The following is a 20,736-nucleotide window of genomic DNA, read 5'->3' on the forward strand; positions in this document are numbered from 1 at the left end:
GAAGCCCCTGAGCCCAGGCGCCTGGATTCAGACGTGCGGGCCGTTGAGCATGTCGCCCAGCGGGCCGGGCATGATCGCCGCCTCTTCGCCGATGCGGTCCGCGGTGGCCTGCACCAGCGGCAGGAAGCGCTTGAGCATGCGCTCGTCCATCTGGCTGGCGAACGTCGAATACACCAGTGCTCCGCGCAGCACCCCGCCGCCGAACACCGGCACGGCGAACGCCGTGCTCTCGGCATTGCTGCGCGCGTGGCGAATGGCGTAGCCCTGGCGCCGCGTCTGCTGCACGACCTTGCGCATGCCCCACAGGTCGGTGATCTTCTGGCTTTCGTCGCCGTGCAGGTTGGCCGATTCCACCAGGATGCGGCGCTCGGCGCGGCTGCAAAACGACAGGTAGGTGCGGCCCAGCGCGGACGGAATCAACTCGTAGCGGCGCCCCAGGCTGGAGGGGCGGATGGCATAGGGGCTGTAGGGCATGGTGCAGAACACCACGCGGATCTGGTGGCCTTCGATGACCCCCAGCGACAGCGGCCACTTGATCTGGCGCGTGGTGGCGATCATGAGCGGCGCGGCCACTTCGGCCAGGCGCAGCTTTTCGTTGATGCCGCTGCTCAGGTTGCCCACTGCGAGCGTGAGCTGGTATTGGCCGTACGCATGCGGGTCGCTGCGCACGTATTTCTCGGATTCCAGCGTGCTCAGCAGCCGGTGCAGCGTGGACTTGGCCAGGCCGGTGCGCTGGTGCAATTCCTGCAGGCTCCAGGTGGATCGCTCGTTCATCACGCGAAGGATGAGCAGCGCACGCTGCACGGAACGGACTTCGGTACTCATGTTTCTCTCTCGGTCTCGGGTTGGGCAGTATGGCGCACGTACGCCACACGCAATCAGCGGTACGCCGCCTATGCCGCCATGGATTCAAGCGCTCCCGCCATCGCCTGCCGGGCCGCTGCACGCAGCAGAGCCTGGTCGGAGCCGACGACGAAGAACGCGACGCCCAGCGCGCGCAGGCTTGTCACCTGACGCACATCGGACACGAAGCACCCCACGGCACAACGTGCCTGGCGCCCCGCTTCGCACACCTGGGCCACCGCCTCGGTCACGCGCGGATCGGTCGGGCTGTCGGCCCCGATCGACACGGCGAGATCGGCAGGGCCGATGAACAGGCAATCGACCCCCGGCACAGCCGCGATCTCATGCGCCTGCGCCACGGCCTGCCCGCTTTCGATCTGCACGAGAACGGCGGTGTGCGCGTCGCTCAGGCGCAGATGTTCGGCCATGCCGCGCTGGCCATAGCCTCCGGCGCGCGGCGAAGCGGAATAACCACGGGTGCCACCATACCGCGCCGCGCGCACCACGTCGAGTGCGACGACGGCGGAGTCCACGTGCGGCACCATCACCCCGGCTGCGCCCATGTCCAGCGCCTGCTGGATGGCCGCGCCGCGCGGGTACGGCACGCGCACCAGCACCGGCAGGCCGCAGGCGCGTGCTGCCAGCAGGCTGCGGTCCAGGCTCTCGGGGCCGAAGGGGGCGTGCTCGGCATCGAGCACCAGGGTGTCGAGCCCCGTGGCGGCGAGCACTTCCACCGTCTGGTGCGAAGTCGTCTTCACGAAGGTCGAAAAGAGAGGCTCGCCCGCCACGAGGCGTTCGCGCAGGGACAGGCCGCCTGGCTCGCCGGGAAGGGCGGCACTCATGCCAGGTATTCCGGGCGCGCGGGCGTGAAAACGTCGAGATTGAGCACCGGCTCGTCGCCCACGACCACACCGTAGTGCTGTACGTTGGGCGGAATGACCAGCAGCCCCCCGGGGCCGAGGCGCTTGACCTGGTCGTCGATGAAAAAGTCGATCTGCCCCGAAAGGATGTACACCACCTGCTCGTGGGGATGGGAGTGCGGGCGTGGCTCGTGCCCCGGCATCAGCCGGTGCAGCGCGAGCGTGACGTTCTCGCTGCCGAACGCCTTGCGCTCGATGCCGCGGCGCACGGGTGTCCATTCCAGGGCACTCCAGTCGACGCTGTTCAGCGCCCCGAACAGGGGGTGGGGGGTATTCATTCGGAGGCGATTCCCAACGACTTGATGGTGGAAGACCACAGCCGGTAGTCAGCCTGCAGGATCTCGCGCAACTGGGCCGGATCGACGGGCGCGCGCACCATGCCCAGACCCTTGAGCCGTTCGGCCACTTCGGGAAGGCCGGTCACCCGGTTGATTTCCTGGTTGATGACGGCCCGGCGCGCAGGGTCGAGCCCCTTGGGCGCGAACACGCCATACCAGTTGGTGACCTCGAAGCCCTTGAGCGTCTCGGCCGCGCTGGGCACGTCGGGCAGCAGGTCGGAGCGGGTCTTTTCAGTCACGGCGATCAGGCGCACCTTGCCGGCCTGCGCATGCGGCAGCAGCAGCGAGGCGCCGCCCGCGAACATCTGGCATTCGCCCTGCAGCAGCGCGGCGACGGCGGGGCCGCCGCCCTTGTAGGGCACGTGCACGATGTCCAGCTGCGCGGTTTTCGCCAGCAGCGCGAGCGTGAGGTGGTTGTGCGTGCCGATGCCGCCCGAGGCGTAGTTGAGCTTGCCAGGGTTGGCGCGGATGTAGGCCAGCAGTTCCGGAAAGGTGCGCGCGGGCACGCTGGGCGACACGGCGATGACGTTGATCGCGTAGGCCAGCATGGCCACGGTGTCGAAATCGTTCATCGGATCGAACGCCAGTTGCTTGTACAGGCTGCCGTTCATGGCATGCGTGGACATCGCGCCGATCTCCAGCGTGTAGCCGTCGGCCGGGGAGCGAGCCACCAGCGCCGCGCCCAGGTTGCCGCCGGCGCCGGCCATGTTCTCCACCACCGTCGGCTGGCCGCTGGCCGGAAAAAGGTGCTTGGAGAGCAGGCGGCCGAGGATGTCGGTCGAGCCGCCCGGCGCGAACGGCACGATCAGGCGAACGGGATGCACGGGATAGTCGGCGGCCGCAGCGGCGGGTCCTTGGGCGTGGGCCGCCCAGGGCAACGCACCCGACATGCCGAGAACCAGAGCCTGGCGGCGCGTGGTCGAGAAATTCATGAAAACCCCCTGATTTCTTTTAGATGGAAAACCCAACCGCTTTCGAGCGGCAGGGATAGTCTAGAAGTGCCCTAATGAAAGAAAAGCGCGAACTTGAAATATTCCGCCTTGCAGAATGGAATTTCGAGGCGAAGCCGAAAAACGTGGCATGCGCCTGCTCAGCCGTAGCGCGGCCTGCGCCACGGGCATTGCTTTGCCGCTCATCTGCGCCCGTATCATGGCCGCCATGCTTTCCAAGTTGATGAGCCTTTTTCTCCTGGGACTGGTGCGTTTTCTCACCGGTTCCCAGGCCCGCTGGTACGGCTGCCCGCCCAAGGCGGAGCAACGCATCTATTTCGCCAACCACCAGAGCCACGCCGACCTGGTGATGATCTGGGCGGCCCTGCCGCAAGAGCTGCGCAGCATCACCCGGCCCATCGCTGCCAAGGACTACTGGACCAAGACGCCGTTTCGCCAGTGGATCACCTCCGCCGTGTTCAACGCGGTGTATGTGGACCGCCAGTCGGGCACGCCGCCCACAGCGCCTGCGGCGCCTGTCGAGCCCGTGCGCGTGGAGCCATCGCTCGATGCCCCCGGGATCGCAGCCAGTTCTGGCGCCGCCAGCCCGGTGGAGGGCGAGCAGATTCCGCTGTCCGGATTTGTAGCGGAGGAAATGCCCGCAGCCCCTCTTTCGGCACCGGACATTGCGGCGCCGGCCCCTGCCCTGCCCGAGCCTGTGCCACCGACCGGCCCCGCCCCCGAAACACCGCCAATGGACGCGCAGGCCCTGCGCGATGCCTTGCCCCCCGACGACCCGCTGGCCCCGCTGGTGCGGGCGCTGGAGAGCGGCGACTCGATCGTGATCTTTCCCGAAGGCACGCGCGGCCACGGCGATGAGCCGCAGCCGTTCAAATCTGGCCTGTACAAGCTGGCGCTGATGTTCCCGCAGGCGGTGCTGGTGCCCGCCTGGATTCACAACGTGCAGCGCGTCATGCCCAAGGGCGAAGTGGTGCCGGTGCCCATCCTGTGCTCGGTGACCTTCGGCGCGCCCATCCAGGTCGAACCCGGCGAAGAGCGCCGCCCCTTCCTGGACCGCGCGCGCCGCGCCGTCATCGCCCTGCGGGAGGTCTGAGGATGAACGACTTCCTTCGCAATCTCACCACCACGCAGCAGATCGGCGCGCTCTTCATCGCGATGTTCGGCCTGCTGTCGCTGGTCACGCTGTATGCCTTCTTCCAGACGCTGCGCGAGGCCCGCAGCGCCGACCTGCACGATCAGGCCGAGCACGAGGCGCACCAGCAGGAATGGCGGCGCTTTTGGAGCCTGCTGAAAACCTCGTGGTTCATGGCCACGGTGTTCTGGATCGGCTGGGCGCTGGGCGACGCGGTCGCCACCGTGCTGTTCGCCATCGTGGCGTTCTTCGCGCTGCGCGAGTTCATCACGCTCTCGCCCACGCGCCGGGGCGACCACCGCAGCCTGGTGCTGGCGTTCTTCGTGGTGCTGCCGCTGCAGTTCATCATCGTGGGCACGCGCAAGTTCGACCTGTTCACGGTGTTCATTCCCGTTTACGTGTTCCTTGCGCTGCCGGTGGCCAGCGCCCTCGCCAACGACCCGGAGCGCTTTCTGGAGCGCAACGCCAAGCTGCAATGGGGGATCATGGTCTGCGTGTACGGCATGAGCCACGTGCCCGCGCTGCTGCTGCTCGACTTTCCCGGCTACGAAGGCAAAGGCGCGTTCCTCGTGTTCTTCCTGGTGGTGGTGGTGCAGGCCGGCGTGATCGCACAGCACCTGCTGGGCCGCAAATTTCCGCACCGGCCCGTTGCGCCGCAGGTGAGCCAGAGCTTTCAATGGCTGAGCTGGGCCAGCGGTGTGGCGGTGGGCGGCGTGGCGGGGGTCATGCTGTCGTTCATCACCCCTTTCAAGCCCGGGCAAGCGCTGGGCATGGCGCTGCTGGCCTGTCTGGCGGGCAGCCTGGGCCACCTGGTGATGAAGGCCCTCAAGCGCGATCGCGGCATCACGAGCTGGGGCATGCAGGGCCAGTCGGTCACCGGTGCGGGCGGCCTGCTGGACCGGGTGGACGCGCTGTGTTTTGCCGCGCCTGTGTTTTTCCATTCCGTGCGCTGGTACTTCGGTTTATAGATCGAAATGGGCTTCCACCGCCGTATTCATTGCGCTGGGGGCTATCAATAAGTGAGCAAATGAGAATTCTGGGAATCGACCCTGGCCTGCAGACCACCGGCTTCGGCGTGGTGGACATGGACGGCCACGCGCTGAGCTACGTCGCCAGCGGGACGATCCGCACCACGGCGCTGGCGCTGGGCGATCTGCCCGGGCGTTTGAAAGTGCTGTTCGACGGCATCACCGAAGTGGCGGCGCGCTACCAGCCCGATGTGGCCACGGTGGAGATCGTCTTCGTGAACGTGAATCCGCAGTCCACTCTGCTGCTGGGGCAGGCGCGGGGTGCGTGCATCACCGCGCTGGTGGCCAGCAACCTGCCCGTGGCCGAATACACCGCGCTGCAGATGAAGAAAGCCGTGGTCGGCCACGGCCGCGCCGCCAAGACCCAGGTGCAGGAAATGGTGCGCCGGCTCCTGCAGTTGCCCGGCCTGCCCGGCTCCGATGCGGCCGACGCGCTGGGGATGGCCATCACCCACGCGCACGCAGGGGCCGCCATGGCCCGCCTGGGCGAGGCGGCCACGCTCAACCGGCGCCAGCACGCCATGTACAAGGGCGGCCGGAGCTACTGACCGGCGGCTCGCACAGCGCGCTCGCCCGGTCGGGCGGCAGTGCTGTCCAGGCCTATTGGAAGACGATCTGCGCGATCACCCCGGTGCCGATGGCGATCAGCAGGTAGTCCGGCCCGTTCTGCACCCAGTGGTACCCGCGTGGTGGCGCGGCGAGGTGGTGGTGGCGCCAGTTGTTGACCACGTAATGGTGCGATCGGTACATGGGTGGCACGCGGCTGCCGCGGTACCAGTTGTGCTGCGGGCCCACGCCCCGGTGCCCGTGCATCTGCGGCGGGCGGTGGCCCGGGTGCACCATGGGCGGGCCTGGCCGGTAGGCGGGGCCGCCATGGTAGGCGTGCGGCGGCGGGCCGGGATGCCGGTAGCCCGGCGGGCCGCGCCGGTCGTCGTGCCGGCGGTCACCATGGCGGCCGTCGTCGCGGCCCCGGTCGCGGTCGCGGTGGTCTCCGTGGCGCTGGCCATGGCGCTGCTCATGCCGGTCGTCGCGGGGCTGCGCCTCGACACCCAGCGAGGCAGCGCCCATGACCACCGCCACGCAGGCAGCCGCCAGGCCTTGCAGACGCCGGGAGGGGGAAGCGGTCAAAGCGGGCCCTGCGGCAGACAGACCGCGGGATTCATTCAGGATCGAAGCGTCTCGCGACATTTCCAGCCTTTCGAAAAGGTTGAACATGCCCGCATGGTGCCGCAAATTGCGCGGTCCGCCGCCGCGCAAGGACCTGCTTTACCGGAGGTTTTCCCGGCGTTGCCACAGGTTTGCAAGCGCTGTACAGCGGCAACGAAATGCATCGGCCGTGGCGATGTCTTGCTTTAAGCGGCCGACCGGGCGGCCGCCGCCGCTCTTTCAGCGCAGTTGCAGGGCCGAGGCTTGCGCAACGGCCGGCGCCGCATGCGGGCGGCCTGCGCCCATGTTCGAAATTCCGCCCGCTCCGATGGGCCGCAGCGCGTCCGCATCGCTCAGCTTGAACTGGCTCACCGCCTGCGTGAGCTGGTTGGCCTGATCGCGCAGCGATTCCGAGGCGGCCGTGGACTGCTCCACCAGAGCCGCGTTCTGCTGCGTCATCTGGTCGAGCTGGCTCACGGACTGGCTGATCTGGCCGATGTTGTCGCTCTGCTCGGACGACGCTGCGGTGATCTCGGAAATGATGTCCGACACGCGGCGCACGCTGCCCACGATCTCGTTCATGGTGGCTCCGGCTTCGGTCACCAGCCGCGAGCCGTCTTCCACGCGGTCCACCGACGAACCGATGAGGCCCTTGATCTCCTTGGCGGCCTCGGCGCTGCGTTGCGCCAGGCTGCGCACTTCGCTGGCCACCACGGCAAAGCCGCGGCCCTGCTCGCCGGCCCGTGCGGCCTCGACGGCGGCATTCAGCGCGAGGATGTTGGTCTGGAACGCGATGGAATCGATCACGCCCGTGATGTCGGCGATCTTGCGCGAGCTGTCCGTGATCTGGCCCATGGTGCTGACCACCTGCGACACCACGGCGCCGCCCCGCGCGGCCACTTCGGCCGCGGTGGTGGCGAATTCGCTGGCCTGCCGCGCGGACTGCGCGCTTTGCTGCACGGTGCTGGTGAGCAGCTCCATCGACGAGGCGGTCTCTTCCAGGTTGGCGGCCGTCTGCTCGGTACGGTGGCTCAGGTCGTGGTTGCCCGAAGCGATCTCGGAACTGGCGGTGGAGATGCTGCCCGAGGCCTCCTGCACCTGGCGCACCAGCCCGCGCAGCGCCTCCTGCATGCGCCCCATGGCGGTGACGAGCTGACCCACTTCGTCCTGCTGCGTGGCGTGCACCTCGTGCGAGAGGTCGCCGCTGGCGATGCGTTCCGCCAGGTCGCGCGCCTGGCCCAGCGACCGGGTGATCGACCGCACGCTGAAGAACGTGAGCGGGATGAGCACCGCCAGGCCCAGCAAAAGCCCTCCGCCGATCGCCGCCGACATGAAGGCCGTGCGCGCTTCCACGCCCTGGCGCGCTTCTTCCATCTGCTGGCGTGCGCTCGTGGCCAGGCTGGCGAACAGCTGGTCGGTGGCCTCCATGTGCTGCTTCAGCCGGTCGGCATAGGCGCCACCGCCGGCACCGTCGATCTGCGCGCGTTCGATCTGCTCGAAGATCGGCGAGATGCCGGTTTCGTATTGCTTGATTTCGGCCAGCGACTTGTCGATGCCATCGACGAAAGCCGCGTCGCCGGCCTGCGCCTGCCGAACGTCGGCCAAACTCTTGCGCAGCGCGGTGAGCGTCTTGCCCCAGCTGTCGCGCAGGGCAGACACTTCGACCGAGTTGTTGAAGTTGATGATGATGTCCTTCTCGGCCCGGCGCAGGTTGCCCAGCGCGGTCCGAAGCTCGGCCATGTCGGTGAGTGTCTGCACCCGCTGGGAGAACAGCACCTGCAGCGTGTCGCGCGTGCGGTCCAGGGTCAGATAGCCCATCGCACCGATGACGACGAGGAGCACCAGGGAAAAGATCGTGCCGAAATACAGGCGGGTACGGATCGACAGGCGGCCAAGAGCGTTCATGGCTCTCCTCTACAAAATGTTACCAAGGCGTTAGCAATAACCACGCCAACGGAAAAAGCAGCCTCGTGGGCCGGATTGGCGCTCACTATATTCGGCACCCTGCCGATAGCCGACGGGGGTATTCACCGACGCCCTGCGTGTTTCAAGTGGCTTTCCAAAATGCCCCGGATTTGTGCACTGTAAAACAAATTGTCACAAATAAGGTGCACATTCGCCCCAACGGCAACCGCGCTTGCCTGTGCGTTCTCACAGGCCCCTGCGCTCTTACACACGCACCTCTCATGGCACTCTCATCATCGCAAGCACCGTCCCATCGCTCCACCACCGCCAGCGGTTCGCTGAGCCAGCGCCTGCTGACGGTTTTCCTGGCCGTCCTGGCGCTGAGCCTCGTGGGCTCGGCCATCGGAATCTGGTCGTTGCACCACATCGGCCGCGCGACCGATGCGATGGTGCAGCGCAGCGTCGCCACCGAACGCCTGGTGGCCGACGCCTACCGGCTGCAGGCGATCAATGCCGAGCGGTACAAGGCCGTGGCGCTGAGCTCCGAGCCCGAAGTGGGCGAGATCCTCGGCGCGGACATCGCCCGCACCCAGCAGCAGTACGACGCGCTGGTCGCGCAACTGGCCCAGCGGCTCGAGGGCACGGACGACATGCCGCAGGTGACGCAGGTGCGCACCATGGGCGCCACCTTCCTGGCGGCGCGTACGGAACTGGTGGCCGCGCGCGATTCCGGCCTGACCGAACGCATCCGCAAGGTGTACGGCGAGCGCTTTCTGCCATCCGCCACGGCGTTGCTCGCCGCGCTGGAAACGCTCTCGCAATCGCAACGCCAGGACATCGACGGGGCGGCGGCGCAGGTCGCGCGCCTGAGCGGCATGGCGCGCTGGGCGCTGCTGGCCTTCGGCGCGCTGTCGCTGGCGCTGGGCACCTTGCTCGCGCTATGGCTGGTGCGCAGCATCACCCGGCCGATCGCCATCGCCAGCGCCACGGCGGACCGCGTGGCCGGCCTGGACCTGCGCCATGACATCGCCGGCCACGAGCGCGACGAAACCGGCCGCATGCTCACCTCGCTGTCGGTGATGCAGGGCGCGCTGCGCAGCCTGGTGCACCGCGTGCAGACGCTGGGCCAGAGCATCAGCGCCGCCTCGACCGACATCGCGGGCGGCAATGCCGACCTGTCCAACCGCACCGAAGAAGCCGCCGCACGGCTGCAGGAAACCGCCGCGTCGCTGGAACAGGTGACCCGGCGGGTGGCCGACGCCGCGGCCTCGGCCGAGCGCACGGAAGCCCTGGCCTCACAGGCCGCGAGCGTGGCGCAAGAGGGCAGCGGCGTGGTCACGCAGGTGGTGGACACCATGGACCGCATCGCCACCGGCTCGCGCCGCATCGCCGACATCACGGGCGTGATCGACTCCATCGCGTTCCAGACCAACATCCTGGCGCTGAACGCCGCGGTGGAAGCCGCGCGGGCGGGCGACCAGGGCCGCGGCTTCGCCGTGGTGGCCAGCGAAGTCCGCAGCCTGGCGAACCGCTCGGCCGAGGCCGCGCGGGAGATCAAGGCGCTGATCGCCGATTCGGTGCAGCAGGTGGCCTCGGGCGCCAGCCTGGCCGGGCACGCCGGCCGCACGATGGAGCGTGTGGTCTCCACCATCCAGCACACGGCGCAGACCATGGGCGAAATCCGCAACCACACCCGGTCGCAGAACCAGGACATTGCGGCCATCCACGCCGCCATGTCGCGGCTGGACGAGATGACGCAGCAAAACGCCGCCCTGGTGGAGCAGTCCGCCGCCGCCGCGGAAAGCCTGCGCGGCCAGGCGCACGACCTGTCGGCGGTGATCAGCCGGTTCGCGCTGCCCCAATCCACCACCGAGCCCGGCCCGCGGGTGGGCGATCCGACAGCGCAGAACCCCTCCCCGCGCCCGCTGCGCCTGTCGCACGCTTGAGCGGGTGGTGCGCCGCCCTGGCCTGGCGGCGCGCCTCGGTTAAAGCCGTCAGGCGACGGGCTGGATCGGCACGTACAGCTCGCCGCCCGTGCCGCGGAACTCCACCGCCTTTTCCTGCAGGCCCTTGGCGGCGAATTCACGCACTTCCTGGGTGATCTTCATCGAGCAGAACTTGGGACCGCACATCGAGCAGAAATGGGCCACCTTGGCGCTGTCTTTCGGCAGCGTTTCGTCGTGGTATTCCTTGGCCGTCTCGGGGTCGAGGCCCAGGTTGAACTGGTCCTGCCAGCGGAACTCGAAGCGCGCCTGGCTCAATGCGTCGTCGCGCGCACGGGCTCCGGGGTGCCCCTTGGCCACGTCGGCCGCGTGCGCCGCGATCTTGTACGCGATGATTCCCTGCTTCACATCGTCGCGATCGGGCAGCCCCAGGTGTTCCTTGGGGGTCACGTAGCAGAGCATGGCGGTGCCCATCCAGCCGATCATGGCCGCGCCGATGGCGCTGGCGATGTGGTCGTAGCCCGGGGCGATGTCGATGGTCAGCGGGCCCAGGGTATAGAACGGCGCTTCGTGGCAGGTCTTGAGCTGCTCGTTCATGTTGGCCTGGATCAGGTGCATGGGCACGTGGCCGGGGCCTTCGATCATGGTTTGCACGTCGTGCTTCCAGGCGGTCTGGGTGAGCTCGCCCAGCGTGTGCAGTTCGGCGAACTGCGCCTCGTCGTTGGCATCGGATGCGCAGCCGGGCCGCAGGCCGTCGCCCAGGCTGAACGACACGTCGTACGCCTTCATGATGTCGCAGATGTCCTCGAAGTGCTCGTACAGGAAGCTCTCCTTGTGATGCGCCATGCACCACTTGGCCATGATGGAGCCGCCGCGCGAAACGATGCCGGTGCGGCGCTGGGCCGTGAGGTGGATGTAGGCCAGCCGCACGCCCGCATGGATGGTGAAGTAGTCCACGCCCTGCTCCGCCTGCTCGATGAGCGTGTCGCGGAAGATGGCCCAGGTGAGGTCCTCGGCCACGCCGCCGACCTTCTCCAGCGCCTGGTAGATCGGCACCGTGCCGATGGGCACCGGCGAGTTGCGCACGATCCAGTCGCGCGTGGTGTGGATGGCCTTGCCGGTGGACAGGTCCATCACGTTGTCGGCACCCCATCGGATGGCCCACACCAGCTTTTCGACCTCTTCCTCGATGCTGGAGGTAACGGCCGAGTTACCGATGTTGGCGTTGATCTTGACCTTGAAGTTGCGCCCGATGGCCATCGGCTCCACTTCGGGGTGGTTGATGTTGGCGGGAATGATCGCGCGGCCACGGGCCACCTCGTCGCGCACGAACTCGGGCGTGATGATCTTGGGAATGCTCGCGCCCATGGGGTTGCCGATCAGCCGCTGCTCGCGGCCGGCATCCTGCATGTACTGCTCCATCCATTCGCGGCGGCCGTTTTCGCGGATGGCGACGTATTCCATCTCGGGGGTGACGATGCCGCGGCGTGCGTAGTGCATCTGCGTCACGTTGGCGCCGCTCTTGGCGCGCAGCGGCCGGCGCTGCAGCGCGGCGGCTTCGGCACGCAGCTGGGCCAGGCGGGCCGCATCTTCGCTCTTTTGGCCGTCATCGAGCGCCACGGGCGAGCGGCCTTCGTAGTGCTCCACATCGCCGCGGGCCGTGATCCAGCCGCCGCGCACGCTGGCCAGGCCCTGGCGCACGTCGATCACGGCCTCGGGGTCGGTGTACGGACCGGAGGTGTCGTACACGCTGACCTGCTCGCCGTTGGTGAGCGCGATGTCGCGCACCGGCACACGCACGTCCGCGTGCGTATGGCCGGGCAGATAGGCCTTGCGCGAAGCGGGAAAGGGTTCGCGGGTGAGCGCGAGCAGTTCGGCGAATTTTTCGCGGGCGAGGGGTTCGGGTGCGTTCATGGGGCAGGTCTCCTGTTTCCGGGGGCGGTGGGGCTGCTCCGGAAATGGACCTGCGCCGGGACAGGCGCGCGGCGCCTGTGGAAGCGGTGCGTGCCCCGCGGGTGCGGGCACGGTCACGGGAGGTCGGCTCTTCTTCCGCCGGTATGAACCGGATCAAGTTCGTCGGGTTCGCAAGCCAGCCTGACATTCGTCAGGCCGCCCGCATCTCAGCGCATCAGCACACCCCGGAGCAGGCGCCAGTATAGGCCAGCGCCCTGGCGCATTCCAGGCCCTTCAGGCGATGCGCCCCAGGATGAGCACGGCGAAAAACACGAATGCGGCGATCACCGTCCACTTGAGGATGATGAGTCCCCAGCGCTTGTAGCGCGCCTGCCCCGTGCCCACGTAGAACGCGAACGACACGGCGGCCATGAGCAGCAGCAGGGTGGCGAGCCAGCGAAAGATCAGCATGCGATGGCGGTGTGGGCGTTAAGCCGGTGGCAGAGCGCGCCGGCTCACCAGGCTGCCACCGGCTGCGCGAAGCCGGCCGGCGCCTGGCGTTCATTTTCGAACGTGGCGATTTCCCAGGCGTCCTTTTGCGAGAGCAACTCGCGCAGCAGCAGGTTGTTCATCGCGTGGCCGGAGCGGAACGCGCTGTAGGCCGCCAGCAGCGGCTTGCCGACGAGGTACAGGTCGCCGATGGCATCGAGGATCTTGTGCTTGACGAACTCGTCGTCATAGCGAAGGCCATCGCTGTTGAGCACCTTGTAGTCGTCCATGACGATGGCGTTGTCGAGCCCGCCGCCCAGCGCCAGCCCGCTCGCCCGCATCATCTCCACATCCTTGGTGAAGCCGAAGGTGCGCGCGCGCGCGATGTCGCGGGTGTAGTTGCCGGAGCCCAGATCGAACTCCACGCTCTGCCCGGTGGAATCGACCGCCGGGTGGGCGAAGTCGATCTCGAAGCGCAGCTTGTAGCCATGGTAGGGATCGAGCCGCGCCCACTTGGTGTTGGCGCCGGTGCCTTCGCGCACCTCGACCGGCCGAATGACACGGATAAAGCGCTTGGGTGCCTTCTGCAACTCCACGCCGGCGCTCTGCAGCAGGAATACGAACGACGCCGACGATCCGTCGAGGATGGGCACTTCTTCGGCGGTGATGTCGATGTAGAGGTTGTCCAGCCCCAGGCCGGCACAGGCCGACATGAGGTGCTCCACCGTGTGCACCTTGGCACTGCCCACGCCGATGGTGGAGGCCATGCGCGTGTCCACCACGGCCATGGCGGTGATCGGAATGTCCACCGGCTCGGGCAGGTCCACCCGGCGAAACACGATGCCCGTGTCGGGCTGGGCCGGCCGCAGCGTCAATTCGACGCGCTGGCCGCTGTGCAGACCTACGCCGACGGCGCGGGTCAGGGTCTTGATCGTGCGTTGCTGGAGCATCGGGCGATTTTAGAGGGGCAGGCACCATCGTGGGGCATCCCCGCATCTATGAAGGTGATAGGCCGGGTGGGTGGAAAAAAACCGCCAGGCCCCTTGCGGAGCGTGGCGGTTGTGTGAACAAGAAAGGCCGGGCGGCCCCTCCGATCAGTCGGCCTGCTTGCGCAGGAACGCGGGGATTTCCAGATCGTCCATGCCGCCGGAGGACAGCGCATCCACGCGCGCTGCTGCCTGGGTGCGGTTGGTGCGCCACACGCTGGGCACCGACATGTTGCCGTAGTCAGCCTGAGCGGATCCTGCGCCGACCAGGCCACCGCCCAGCGTCGCGCCGGCGATGGGCATCTGGTAGGCCACGTTGTCCGTACCGGTGCGCAGGCCGCCCTGCACCACCGAGATGGGCTGGCGGCGTGCGTTCTGGCGCGACAGGCCGGTGGCCACCACGGTGACGCGGATCTCTTCGCCCAGGCTGTCGTCGTAGGCGGCGCCGTAGATCACGTGCGCATCCGGCGAGGCGTAGGCATTGATAGTGCTCATGGCCAGGCGCGACTCGGACAGCTTCAAGCTGCCCTTGGCGGCCGTGACCAGCACCAGCACGCCCTTGGCGCCCGACAGGTCGATGCCTTCCAGCAGCGGGCAGGCCACGGCCTGCTCGGCAGCGATGCGTGCGCGGTCTGGGCCAGCGGCCGTGGCCGTGCCCATCATGGCCTTGCCGGGTTCGCCCATCACGGTGCGCACGTCTTCGAAGTCGACGTTCACGTGGCCGTATTCATTGATGATTTCGGCAATGCCGCCCACGGCGTTCTTCAGCACGTCGTTGGCATGCGCGAAGGCTTCGTCCTGGGTGATGTCGTCGCCCAGCACTTCCAGCAGCTTCTCGTTGAGCACGACGATCAGCGAATCGACGTTGGCTTCCAGCTCGGCCAGGCCGTTGTCGGCGTTGGCCATGCGGCGGCCGCCTTCCCAGTCGAAGGGCTTGGTGACCACGCCCACGGTGAGAATGCCCATTTCCTTGGCGACGCGCGCGATCACGGGCGCAGCGCCCGTGCCCGTGCCGCCGCCCATGCCTGCGGTGATGAACAGCATGTGCGCGCCGGCAATGGCGCTGCGGATGTCTTCCACGGCCGCTTCAGCGGCGTCGCGGCCCTTGTCGGGCTTGCTGCCGGCGCCCAGGCCGCTGCCGCCCAGCTGGATGGTGCGGTGCGCGGGGCTGCGGGTGAGGGCTTGCGCGTCGGTATTGGCGCAGACGAACTCCACGCCCTGAACATTGCGCGCGATCATGTGGGCCACGGCATTGCCGCCGCCGCCGCCGACACCGATCACCTTGATCTGGGTGCCCTGATTGAATTCTTCGGCTTCGATCATTTCGATGGTCATGGTGGGTGCTCCTAGTCTTTCACGTGAATTGCATGGGGCCAAAAAGGCTGGATGGTTGAAATGGGTTGCGAGACAGTCCGGGGAACGAACGGCGGGCCGGTGCCCCGCCATCGGTGCCAGGAAAGCGCATTGGGGCCGGCGCGAGCAAGCCAGGGCAGAGGGGGGAACATGTCAGAAGTTCCCCACGATGAAGTCTTTGAAACGGCCGAACGCAGTCTTTACCGAGCCGCTCTTTTGCGCGACCTTGAAGCCGCGCAGGCGCGCCAGGCGCGCCTCTTCGAGCAGGCCCATCACGGTGGCCGCGCGCGGCTGGGCGATCATGTCCGCCAGCGCGCTCGAATACTTGGGAATGCCCCGGCGCACGGGCTTGAGGAAGATGTCCTCGCCCAGCTCGACCATGCCCGGCATGATGGCGCTGCCACCCGTGAGCACGATGCCCGAGGACAGCACTTCTTCGTAGCCCGATTCCCGGATGACCTGCTGCACGAGCGAGAAGATCTCTTCCACGCGCGGCTCAATCACGCCGGCCAGTGCCTGCTTGCTGAGCATGCGCGGGCTGCGGTCGCCCAGGCCCGGCACCTCGACCTGCGCCTCGGGGTCGGCCAGCAGTTGCTTGGCATAGCCGCTCTCGACCTTGATGTCTTCGGCGTCCTTGGTGGGCGTACGCAGCGCCATGGCGATGTCGCTGGTGATGAGGTCGCCCGCGATCGGGATCACGGCCGTGTGGCGGATCGCACCGCCGGTGAAGATCGCCACGTCGGTCGTTCCCGCGCCGATGTCCACCACCGCCACGCCCAGTTCGCGCTCGTCGTCGGTCAGCACGGCCTGGCTGGAAGCGAGCGGGTTCAGCATGAGCTGCTCCACTTCGAGCCCGCAGCGGCGCACGCACTTGATGATGTTCTCGGCCGCGCTCTGCGCGCCGGTCACGATGTGGATCTTGGCCTCCAGGCGGATGCCGCTCATGCCGATGGGCTCCTTGACGTCCTGCCCGTCGATCACGAATTCCTGCGGCTCGACCAGCAACAGCCGCTGGTCGCTGGAGATGTTGATGGCCTTGGCCGTCTCCACCACGCGTGCCACGTCGGCCTGGGTGACTTCCTTGTCCTTGACCGCCACCATGCCGCTCGAATTGAGCCCGCGGATGTGGCTGCCGGTGATGCCGGTGTACACGCGCTGGATCTTGCAGTCGGCCATCAGCTCGGCCTCTTTCAAAGCCTGCTGGATGCTCTGCACCGTGGCGTCGATGTTCACCACCACGCCGCGCTTGAGCCCGTTGCTGGGCGCCACGCCCAGCCCCGCGAGCTTGAGTTCGCCGTTGGGCAGCACCTCGGCGACCACCGCCATCACCTTGGCGGTGCCGATGTCCAGCCCCACGACCACGTCTTTGTATTCTCTTGCCATATCTGTGTCCTGCCCTCAGTGGTTCTGCCCTGTTGTTCTGCCTGGGCGTGCGCGCTGCGCCGCATTGCGCGCGGGCGCCCTGGCGGCGGCCTTGGGCGCATCGCCATTCACCGTGGTCACGCCGCGCAGCCGCAGCGCATAGCCATCGGCATGGCGCAGATCGGCCGACTCGAGCGCATCCGCGCGGCGTCCGTACTGGCCGGCCACGCGTGCCAGCGTGCGCACGAAGCGCTGCGAACGCTGCACCACCTCTTCGGGGGTGCCGCCGCCCAGCTCCACGGCCGCGCCGCTGTCCAGCGTGGCGCGCCAGCCGCCACGCCCGGTGAGTTCGAGCGCATCGACCTTCGCGCCGAGCGGCTGAAAGACCGGGCCCAGGCGGTGGTACATCTGCAGCACCTCCAGCGAATGGCCCTGCGGCCCTTGCAGGCGGGGCAGGTCATCCGCGTCCAGGTCGTCGCCGTTGGCCTCGAACACTTCGCCCTGGCTGTTGACCAGCGTGGAGCCCTCTTCGGCGCCCCAATAGGCGGCAGCGTCGTGCTCCTGCAGTTCCACGCGCAGGCTGTTGGGAAACTCGCGCCGCACCATGGCATGCCGCACCCAGGGCACCTGCTCGAACGCTTCGCGCACGGCGCGCAGGTCCACCGTGAAGAAATTGCCCACCAGGTGCGGACCGACATTGGCGCGCAGCGTCACGGCGTTGTTGTGCACCAGCTCGCCCTGCACCACGATGCGCCCGATCGCGAACGCCGGATGGCGCAGCATCCACGAGCCGCCCGCCACCAGCACGAACGCGGCGCAGCCCACGAACAGGACCGTGGCGGTCAGGTTCATGAGCTTGACGTCAAGCGGTGCGGGCAGCGAGGGGGTCATGCGGCTCCTGGCGTTCCGGGGGTCACGGTCGGCGTCGCTGCGCCCGCGTTGCCTTGCAGCCCGTCGAGCGATGCGCTCGCGAGAATGCTCAGGCACAGCGCCTCGTAGCTCACGCCGCTCGCGCGGGCCGACATGGGCACCAGCGAATGGCCGGTCATGCCGGGCGAGGTGTTGATCTCCAGCAGAAAAGGCTTGCGGTCGCTGGCGCGGATCATGATGTCGGCGCGCGCCCAGCCGCGGCACTGCAGCGTGCGGAAGGCCTCGACCACCAGCCGCTGGATCTCGCGCTCCTCATGCTCGGGCAGGCCGCTCGGGCAGTGGTACTGGGTGACGTCGGTGAAATACTTGTTCTGGTAGTCGTAGTTGCCGGCGGGCGCCACGATGCGGATCACCGGCAGCGCCCGGGCGCCTGCGCCCTGACCCAGCACGGGGCAGGTGGTCTCGTCGCCCTCGATGAATTCTTCGCACAGCACTTCGGGGTCGTAGCGGGAGGCCAGCAGATAGGCCTGCTCGCACTGCCCGGGTGACGTCACCTTGGTGAGGCCGATGGTCGAGCCCTCGCGCGAGGGCTTCACGATCATCGGCGCGCCCAGTGCCTGCAGCGCCTGCGCGGTCTCCGCAGCGCTTGAGACGAGGCGCCAGTCCGGCGTCGGCAGCCCTTCGAAGCGCCAGATGCGCTTGGTCATGATCTTGTCCATGGCGATGCTGGACGCCATCACGCCCGGACCGGTGTACGGAATGCCGAGCAGCTCGAGCGCGCCCTGCACCGTGCCGTCCTCGCCGTGGCGGCCGTGGAGCGCGATGAAGCAGCGCGCATAGCCGCCGTGCCGCAGTTCGGACAGGTCGGTCTGCGAGGGATCGAAGGCGTGCGCATCCACGCCCCGGGCGCGCAGCGCCTGGAGCACGCCGCCGCCGGACATGAGCGAAACCTCGCGCTCGGCGGACGAGCCGCCCATCAGCACGGCGACCTTGCCGAGTGCCCGCACGTCGATGGCCGGGGTGTTGTCTTCGGTACTCATCATGCGGCCTCCGAGAGGGCTGGCGTTTGTTCTTTTTGCAGCATCTCCACCACCTTGGCAGGCACCGCGCCGATCGAGCCTGCGCCCATGCACAGCACCACATCGCCATCGCGGGCGTTGTCCACGATCGTCTGCGCGAGCGTGCCCACGTCGTCCACGAACACGGGCTCGACCTTGCCGGCCACGCGCAGGGCGCGGGTGAGCGACCGGCCATCGGCCGCCACGATGGGCGCCTCGCCCGCGGCATAGACCTCGGTCAGCAGCACGGCATCGGCGCTGCCCATGACCTTGACGAAATCCTCGAAGCAGTCGCGCGTGCGGCTGTAGCGGTGCGGCTGGAAAGCCAGCAGCAAGCGTCGGCCCGGGAAGGCACCGCGCGCCGCCGCGAGCGTGGCCGTCATCTCGACCGGGTGGTGGCCGTAGTCTTCGATCAGCGCGAACGTGCCGCCGGCCGGTGCGGGAATGTCGCCGTAGCGCTGGAAGCGCCGGCCCACGCCCTTGAAGCTGGCCAGGGCGCGCAGCAGCGCGTCGTCCGGAATGTTCAGCTCGACCGCGACCGCGATGGCCGACAGCGCGTTCAGCACGTTGTGCTCGCCCGCGAGGTTCAGCACCACGTCGATGTCCGGCAGGGTGACGCCGTTGCGCCGCTGCACGCGAAAGCGCATCTGCCCGGCATCGGCCCGCACGTCCACCGCGCGAACCTGGGCATCTTCGGAAAAGCCGTAGCTCGTGATGGGGCAGGTCACGTCGGCCAGGATGTCGCGGATGGCCGGGTTGTCCACGCACAGGATCGCCGTGCCGTAGAACGGCATGCGGTGCAGGAACTCGACGAACGCGCCTTTCAGGCGGCCGAAGTCGTGCCCGTAGGTTTCCATGTGGTCGGCGTCGATGTTCGTCACCACGGCCATCACGGGCAGCAGGTTGAGGAACGACGCGTCGGATTCGTCCGCTTCCACGACGATGTAGTCGCCGCTGCCCAGCTTGGCGTTGGCGCCGGCGCTGTTCAGGCGCCCGCCGATCACGAAGGTCGGGTCGAGCCCCGCCTCGGCCAGCACGCTGGTGACGAGGCTGGTGGTGGTGGTCTTGCCGTGCGTGCCGGCGATGGCGATGCCGCGCTTCAGGCGCATCAGCTCCGCCAGCATCAGCGCGCGCGGCACCACGGGAATCTTCTTTTCGCGGGCGGCCAGCACTTCGGGGTTGTCCGCCTGCACCGCCGTGGAGGTGACCACAGCGTCGGCGCCTTCGATGTGCGCGGCCGCATGGCCCACGCAGGTGCGGATGCCCAGTGCTTCCAGGCGGCGCAGCGTGGCGCTGTCGGACAGGTCCGAGCCGGAAATGCTGTAGCCCAGGTTGAACAGCACCTCGGCGATGCCGCACATGCCGGCGCCGCCCAGGCCGACGAAGTGGATGTGGCGAATGGCGTGCTTCATCCGGCGAGTTCCTCGCAGGCAGTCACCACTTCGCGGGTGGCGTTGATCTTTTGCATGTTTTTGGCCTTCCGCGCAATATCCACTAGGGCAGTGCGCTCTGAATTTTGTAGCATATCCGCCAGCCATTCGGGGGTGAGGTCGCGCTGCTGCACGAGCCACCCGCCGCCGGCGTCCACAAGGAAGCGGGCGTTGGCGGTCTGGTGGTCGTCCACCGCATGGGGAAACGGCACGAACACCGCCGCCGCGCCCACGGCGGCGATTTCGGTCACGGTGCTGGCCCCGGCGCGGCAGACGATGAGGTCGGCGTCGGCAAACGCCGCCGCCGTGTCGTCGATGAAGGGGGTGAGCGTGGCCTGCACGCCCGCTTTCGCGTAGTGCTCGCGCAGTGCGTCGATCTGCGCCGCGCCGCTCTGGTGGGTGACCACCGGCCGGCGGTCCGCAGGAATGCGGGCCAGCGCCTGGGGAACGATCTCGTTGAGCGCCCGCGCGCCCAGGCTGCCGCCCACGACGAGCAGGCGCAGCGGCCCCGTGCGGCCGGCGAAACGCTCGGCCGGCGCAGGCTGCTGCGTGAAGGCGGTGCGCAGCGGGTTACCCACCCACTGGGCTTTCTTGAGCACCTCGGGGAACGCCGTGAACACCCGGTCGGCCACGCCGGCCAGCACCTTGTTCACCAGGCCCGCCACCGAGTTCTGCTCATGCAGCACCAGCGGCTTGCCCACCAGCACGGCCATCATGCCGCCCGGAAACGTCACATAACCGCCCAGGCCCACGACCACGTCGGGCTTCACGCGCCGTACCACCGCCAGCGATTGCCAGAACGCGCGCAGCAGGCGCAGCGGCAGCAGGGCCAGCGTGACCAGTCCCTTGCCGCGCACCCCGGAAAAGTCGATGGGCTCGAACGCGAAACCGCGCGGGGGCACCAGGCGCGACTCCATGCTGGCGGGCGTGCCCAGCCAGTGCACGCGCCAGCCGCGGGCGCGCAACTCCTCGGCCACGGCAAGGCCCGGAAAAATATGGCCGCCGGTCCCGCCGGCCATGATCAGCGCGGTCTTCGATGCGCTCATACGCGGCCACCCCTCATCGGGCGCTGCGCGCCCGGCATGGCCGG

19 protein-coding genes and 1 riboswitch are annotated in these 20,736 nt (G+C 68.1%); of the genes, 4 read left to right on the forward strand and 15 right to left on the reverse strand.

Annotated features, from left to right (window positions below; genetic code table 11):
* Positions 1 to 27: 27 nt before the first annotated feature.
* From BLT03_RS07375 to BLT03_RS07390, 4 genes are all read right to left on the reverse strand, one after another.
* Positions 28 to 825 carry an IclR family transcriptional regulator domain-containing protein gene (locus tag BLT03_RS07375; protein ID WP_092741802.1) on the reverse strand — a complete coding sequence of 266 codons (798 nt, stop codon included), beginning with the start codon at positions 823 to 825 and terminating at the stop codon, positions 28 to 30.
* 68 nt (positions 826 to 893) lie between these two features.
* On the reverse strand, positions 894 to 1,685 hold the full coding sequence (locus BLT03_RS07380) for an HpcH/HpaI aldolase family protein (protein ID WP_092741804.1): 792 nt from the start codon (positions 1,683 to 1,685) through the stop codon (positions 894 to 896).
* Entirely contained in the window at positions 1,682 to 2,041 is a 360-nt protein-coding gene (locus tag BLT03_RS07385; protein ID WP_092741806.1) for a cupin domain-containing protein, read from the reverse strand. Before BLT03_RS07385 ends, BLT03_RS07380 begins: the two co-directional genes overlap by 4 nt.
* On the reverse strand, positions 2,038 to 3,033 hold the full coding sequence (locus BLT03_RS07390; RefSeq protein ID WP_092741808.1) for a Bug family tripartite tricarboxylate transporter substrate binding protein: 996 nt from the start codon (positions 3,031 to 3,033) through the stop codon (positions 2,038 to 2,040). Before BLT03_RS07390 ends, BLT03_RS07385 begins: the two co-directional genes overlap by 4 nt.
* 226 nt (positions 3,034 to 3,259) lie before the next feature.
* Here BLT03_RS07390 and BLT03_RS07395 point away from each other — a divergent pair, with 226 nt between their 5' ends.
* From BLT03_RS07395 to ruvC, 3 genes are read left to right on the forward strand one after another with little or no spacing between them, the layout of a single operon-like run.
* Positions 3,260 to 4,144 carry a lysophospholipid acyltransferase family protein gene (locus tag BLT03_RS07395; protein WP_092742039.1) on the forward strand — a complete coding sequence of 295 codons (885 nt, stop codon included), beginning with the start codon at positions 3,260 to 3,262 and terminating at the stop codon, positions 4,142 to 4,144.
* A 2-nt stretch (positions 4,145 to 4,146) separates the two neighbouring features.
* The gene (locus BLT03_RS07400; protein WP_092741810.1) at positions 4,147 to 5,151 is read left to right on the forward strand and encodes a phosphatidate cytidylyltransferase; all 1,005 of its coding nucleotides are present in this window, start codon (positions 4,147 to 4,149) and stop codon (positions 5,149 to 5,151) included.
* A 59-nt stretch (positions 5,152 to 5,210) separates the two neighbouring features.
* The gene (gene ruvC, locus BLT03_RS07405; protein ID WP_092741812.1) at positions 5,211 to 5,759 is read left to right on the forward strand and encodes a crossover junction endodeoxyribonuclease RuvC; all 549 of its coding nucleotides are present in this window, start codon (positions 5,211 to 5,213) and stop codon (positions 5,757 to 5,759) included.
* Between the two features lie 52 nt (positions 5,760 to 5,811).
* Here ruvC and BLT03_RS07410 read toward each other — a convergent pair whose 3' ends face one another.
* Positions 5,812 to 6,339, reverse strand: a complete 528-nt coding sequence (locus BLT03_RS07410; protein ID WP_434802335.1) for an RcnB family protein — start codon at positions 6,337 to 6,339, stop codon at positions 5,812 to 5,814.
* A 258-nt stretch (positions 6,340 to 6,597) separates the two neighbouring features.
* Positions 6,598 to 8,262 carry a methyl-accepting chemotaxis protein gene (locus BLT03_RS07415; protein WP_092741814.1) on the reverse strand — a complete coding sequence of 555 codons (1,665 nt, stop codon included), beginning with the start codon at positions 8,260 to 8,262 and terminating at the stop codon, positions 6,598 to 6,600.
* A gap of 281 nt (positions 8,263 to 8,543) precedes the next feature.
* Here BLT03_RS07415 and BLT03_RS07420 point away from each other — a divergent pair, with 281 nt between their 5' ends.
* Positions 8,544 to 10,208 carry a methyl-accepting chemotaxis protein gene (locus tag BLT03_RS07420; protein WP_092741816.1) on the forward strand — a complete coding sequence of 555 codons (1,665 nt, stop codon included), beginning with the start codon at positions 8,544 to 8,546 and terminating at the stop codon, positions 10,206 to 10,208.
* A 48-nt stretch (positions 10,209 to 10,256) separates the two neighbouring features.
* Here the strand turns inward: BLT03_RS07420 and thiC are convergent, their stop codons facing one another.
* The 9 genes from thiC to murG all read right to left on the reverse strand — a co-directional run bounded on the left by thiC (position 10,257) and on the right by murG (position 20,692).
* Positions 10,257 to 12,119 carry a phosphomethylpyrimidine synthase ThiC gene (gene thiC, locus BLT03_RS07425; protein WP_092741818.1) on the reverse strand — a complete coding sequence of 621 codons (1,863 nt, stop codon included), beginning with the start codon at positions 12,117 to 12,119 and terminating at the stop codon, positions 10,257 to 10,259.
* 113 nt (positions 12,120 to 12,232) lie between these two features.
* Positions 12,233 to 12,356, reverse strand: a riboswitch (TPP riboswitch).
* A 36-nt stretch (positions 12,357 to 12,392) separates the two neighbouring features.
* Positions 12,393 to 12,569 carry a hypothetical protein gene (locus BLT03_RS24430; RefSeq protein WP_175537689.1) on the reverse strand — a complete coding sequence of 59 codons (177 nt, stop codon included), beginning with the start codon at positions 12,567 to 12,569 and terminating at the stop codon, positions 12,393 to 12,395.
* A gap of 44 nt (positions 12,570 to 12,613) precedes the next feature.
* Positions 12,614 to 13,537: a UDP-3-O-acyl-N-acetylglucosamine deacetylase gene (gene lpxC, locus BLT03_RS07430; RefSeq protein WP_092741820.1), complete on the reverse strand. Its 924-nt coding sequence runs from the start codon at positions 13,535 to 13,537 to the stop codon at positions 12,614 to 12,616.
* Between the two features lie 144 nt (positions 13,538 to 13,681).
* Entirely contained in the window at positions 13,682 to 14,908 is a 1,227-nt protein-coding gene (gene ftsZ / locus BLT03_RS07435) for a cell division protein FtsZ (RefSeq protein ID WP_092741822.1), read from the reverse strand.
* A gap of 171 nt (positions 14,909 to 15,079) precedes the next feature.
* Positions 15,080 to 16,309 carry a cell division protein FtsA gene (gene ftsA, locus BLT03_RS07440; protein WP_092741824.1) on the reverse strand — a complete coding sequence of 410 codons (1,230 nt, stop codon included), beginning with the start codon at positions 16,307 to 16,309 and terminating at the stop codon, positions 15,080 to 15,082.
* A gap of 15 nt (positions 16,310 to 16,324) precedes the next feature.
* Complete coding sequence (locus BLT03_RS07445) at positions 16,325 to 17,179, reverse strand: cell division protein FtsQ/DivIB (RefSeq protein ID WP_092741826.1); 855 nt, start codon at positions 17,177 to 17,179, stop codon at positions 16,325 to 16,327.
* On the reverse strand, positions 17,176 to 18,201 hold the full coding sequence (locus tag BLT03_RS07450) for a D-alanine--D-alanine ligase (RefSeq protein ID WP_434802336.1): 1,026 nt from the start codon (positions 18,199 to 18,201) through the stop codon (positions 17,176 to 17,178). The genes BLT03_RS07445 and BLT03_RS07450 overlap by 4 nt, the downstream gene beginning before the upstream one ends.
* On the reverse strand, positions 18,198 to 19,628 hold the full coding sequence (murC, locus tag BLT03_RS07455) for a UDP-N-acetylmuramate--L-alanine ligase (RefSeq protein ID WP_092741828.1): 1,431 nt from the start codon (positions 19,626 to 19,628) through the stop codon (positions 18,198 to 18,200). Before murC ends, BLT03_RS07450 begins: the two co-directional genes overlap by 4 nt.
* The gene (gene murG / locus BLT03_RS07460; protein WP_092741830.1) at positions 19,625 to 20,692 is read right to left on the reverse strand and encodes an undecaprenyldiphospho-muramoylpentapeptide beta-N-acetylglucosaminyltransferase; all 1,068 of its coding nucleotides are present in this window, start codon (positions 20,690 to 20,692) and stop codon (positions 19,625 to 19,627) included. Before murG ends, murC begins: the two co-directional genes overlap by 4 nt.
* Positions 20,693 to 20,736 lie beyond the last annotated feature (44 nt).

This window comes from Paracidovorax valerianellae, from assembly GCF_900102625.1.
GTDB lineage: Bacteria > Pseudomonadota > Gammaproteobacteria > Burkholderiales > Burkholderiaceae_C > Paracidovorax > Paracidovorax valerianellae.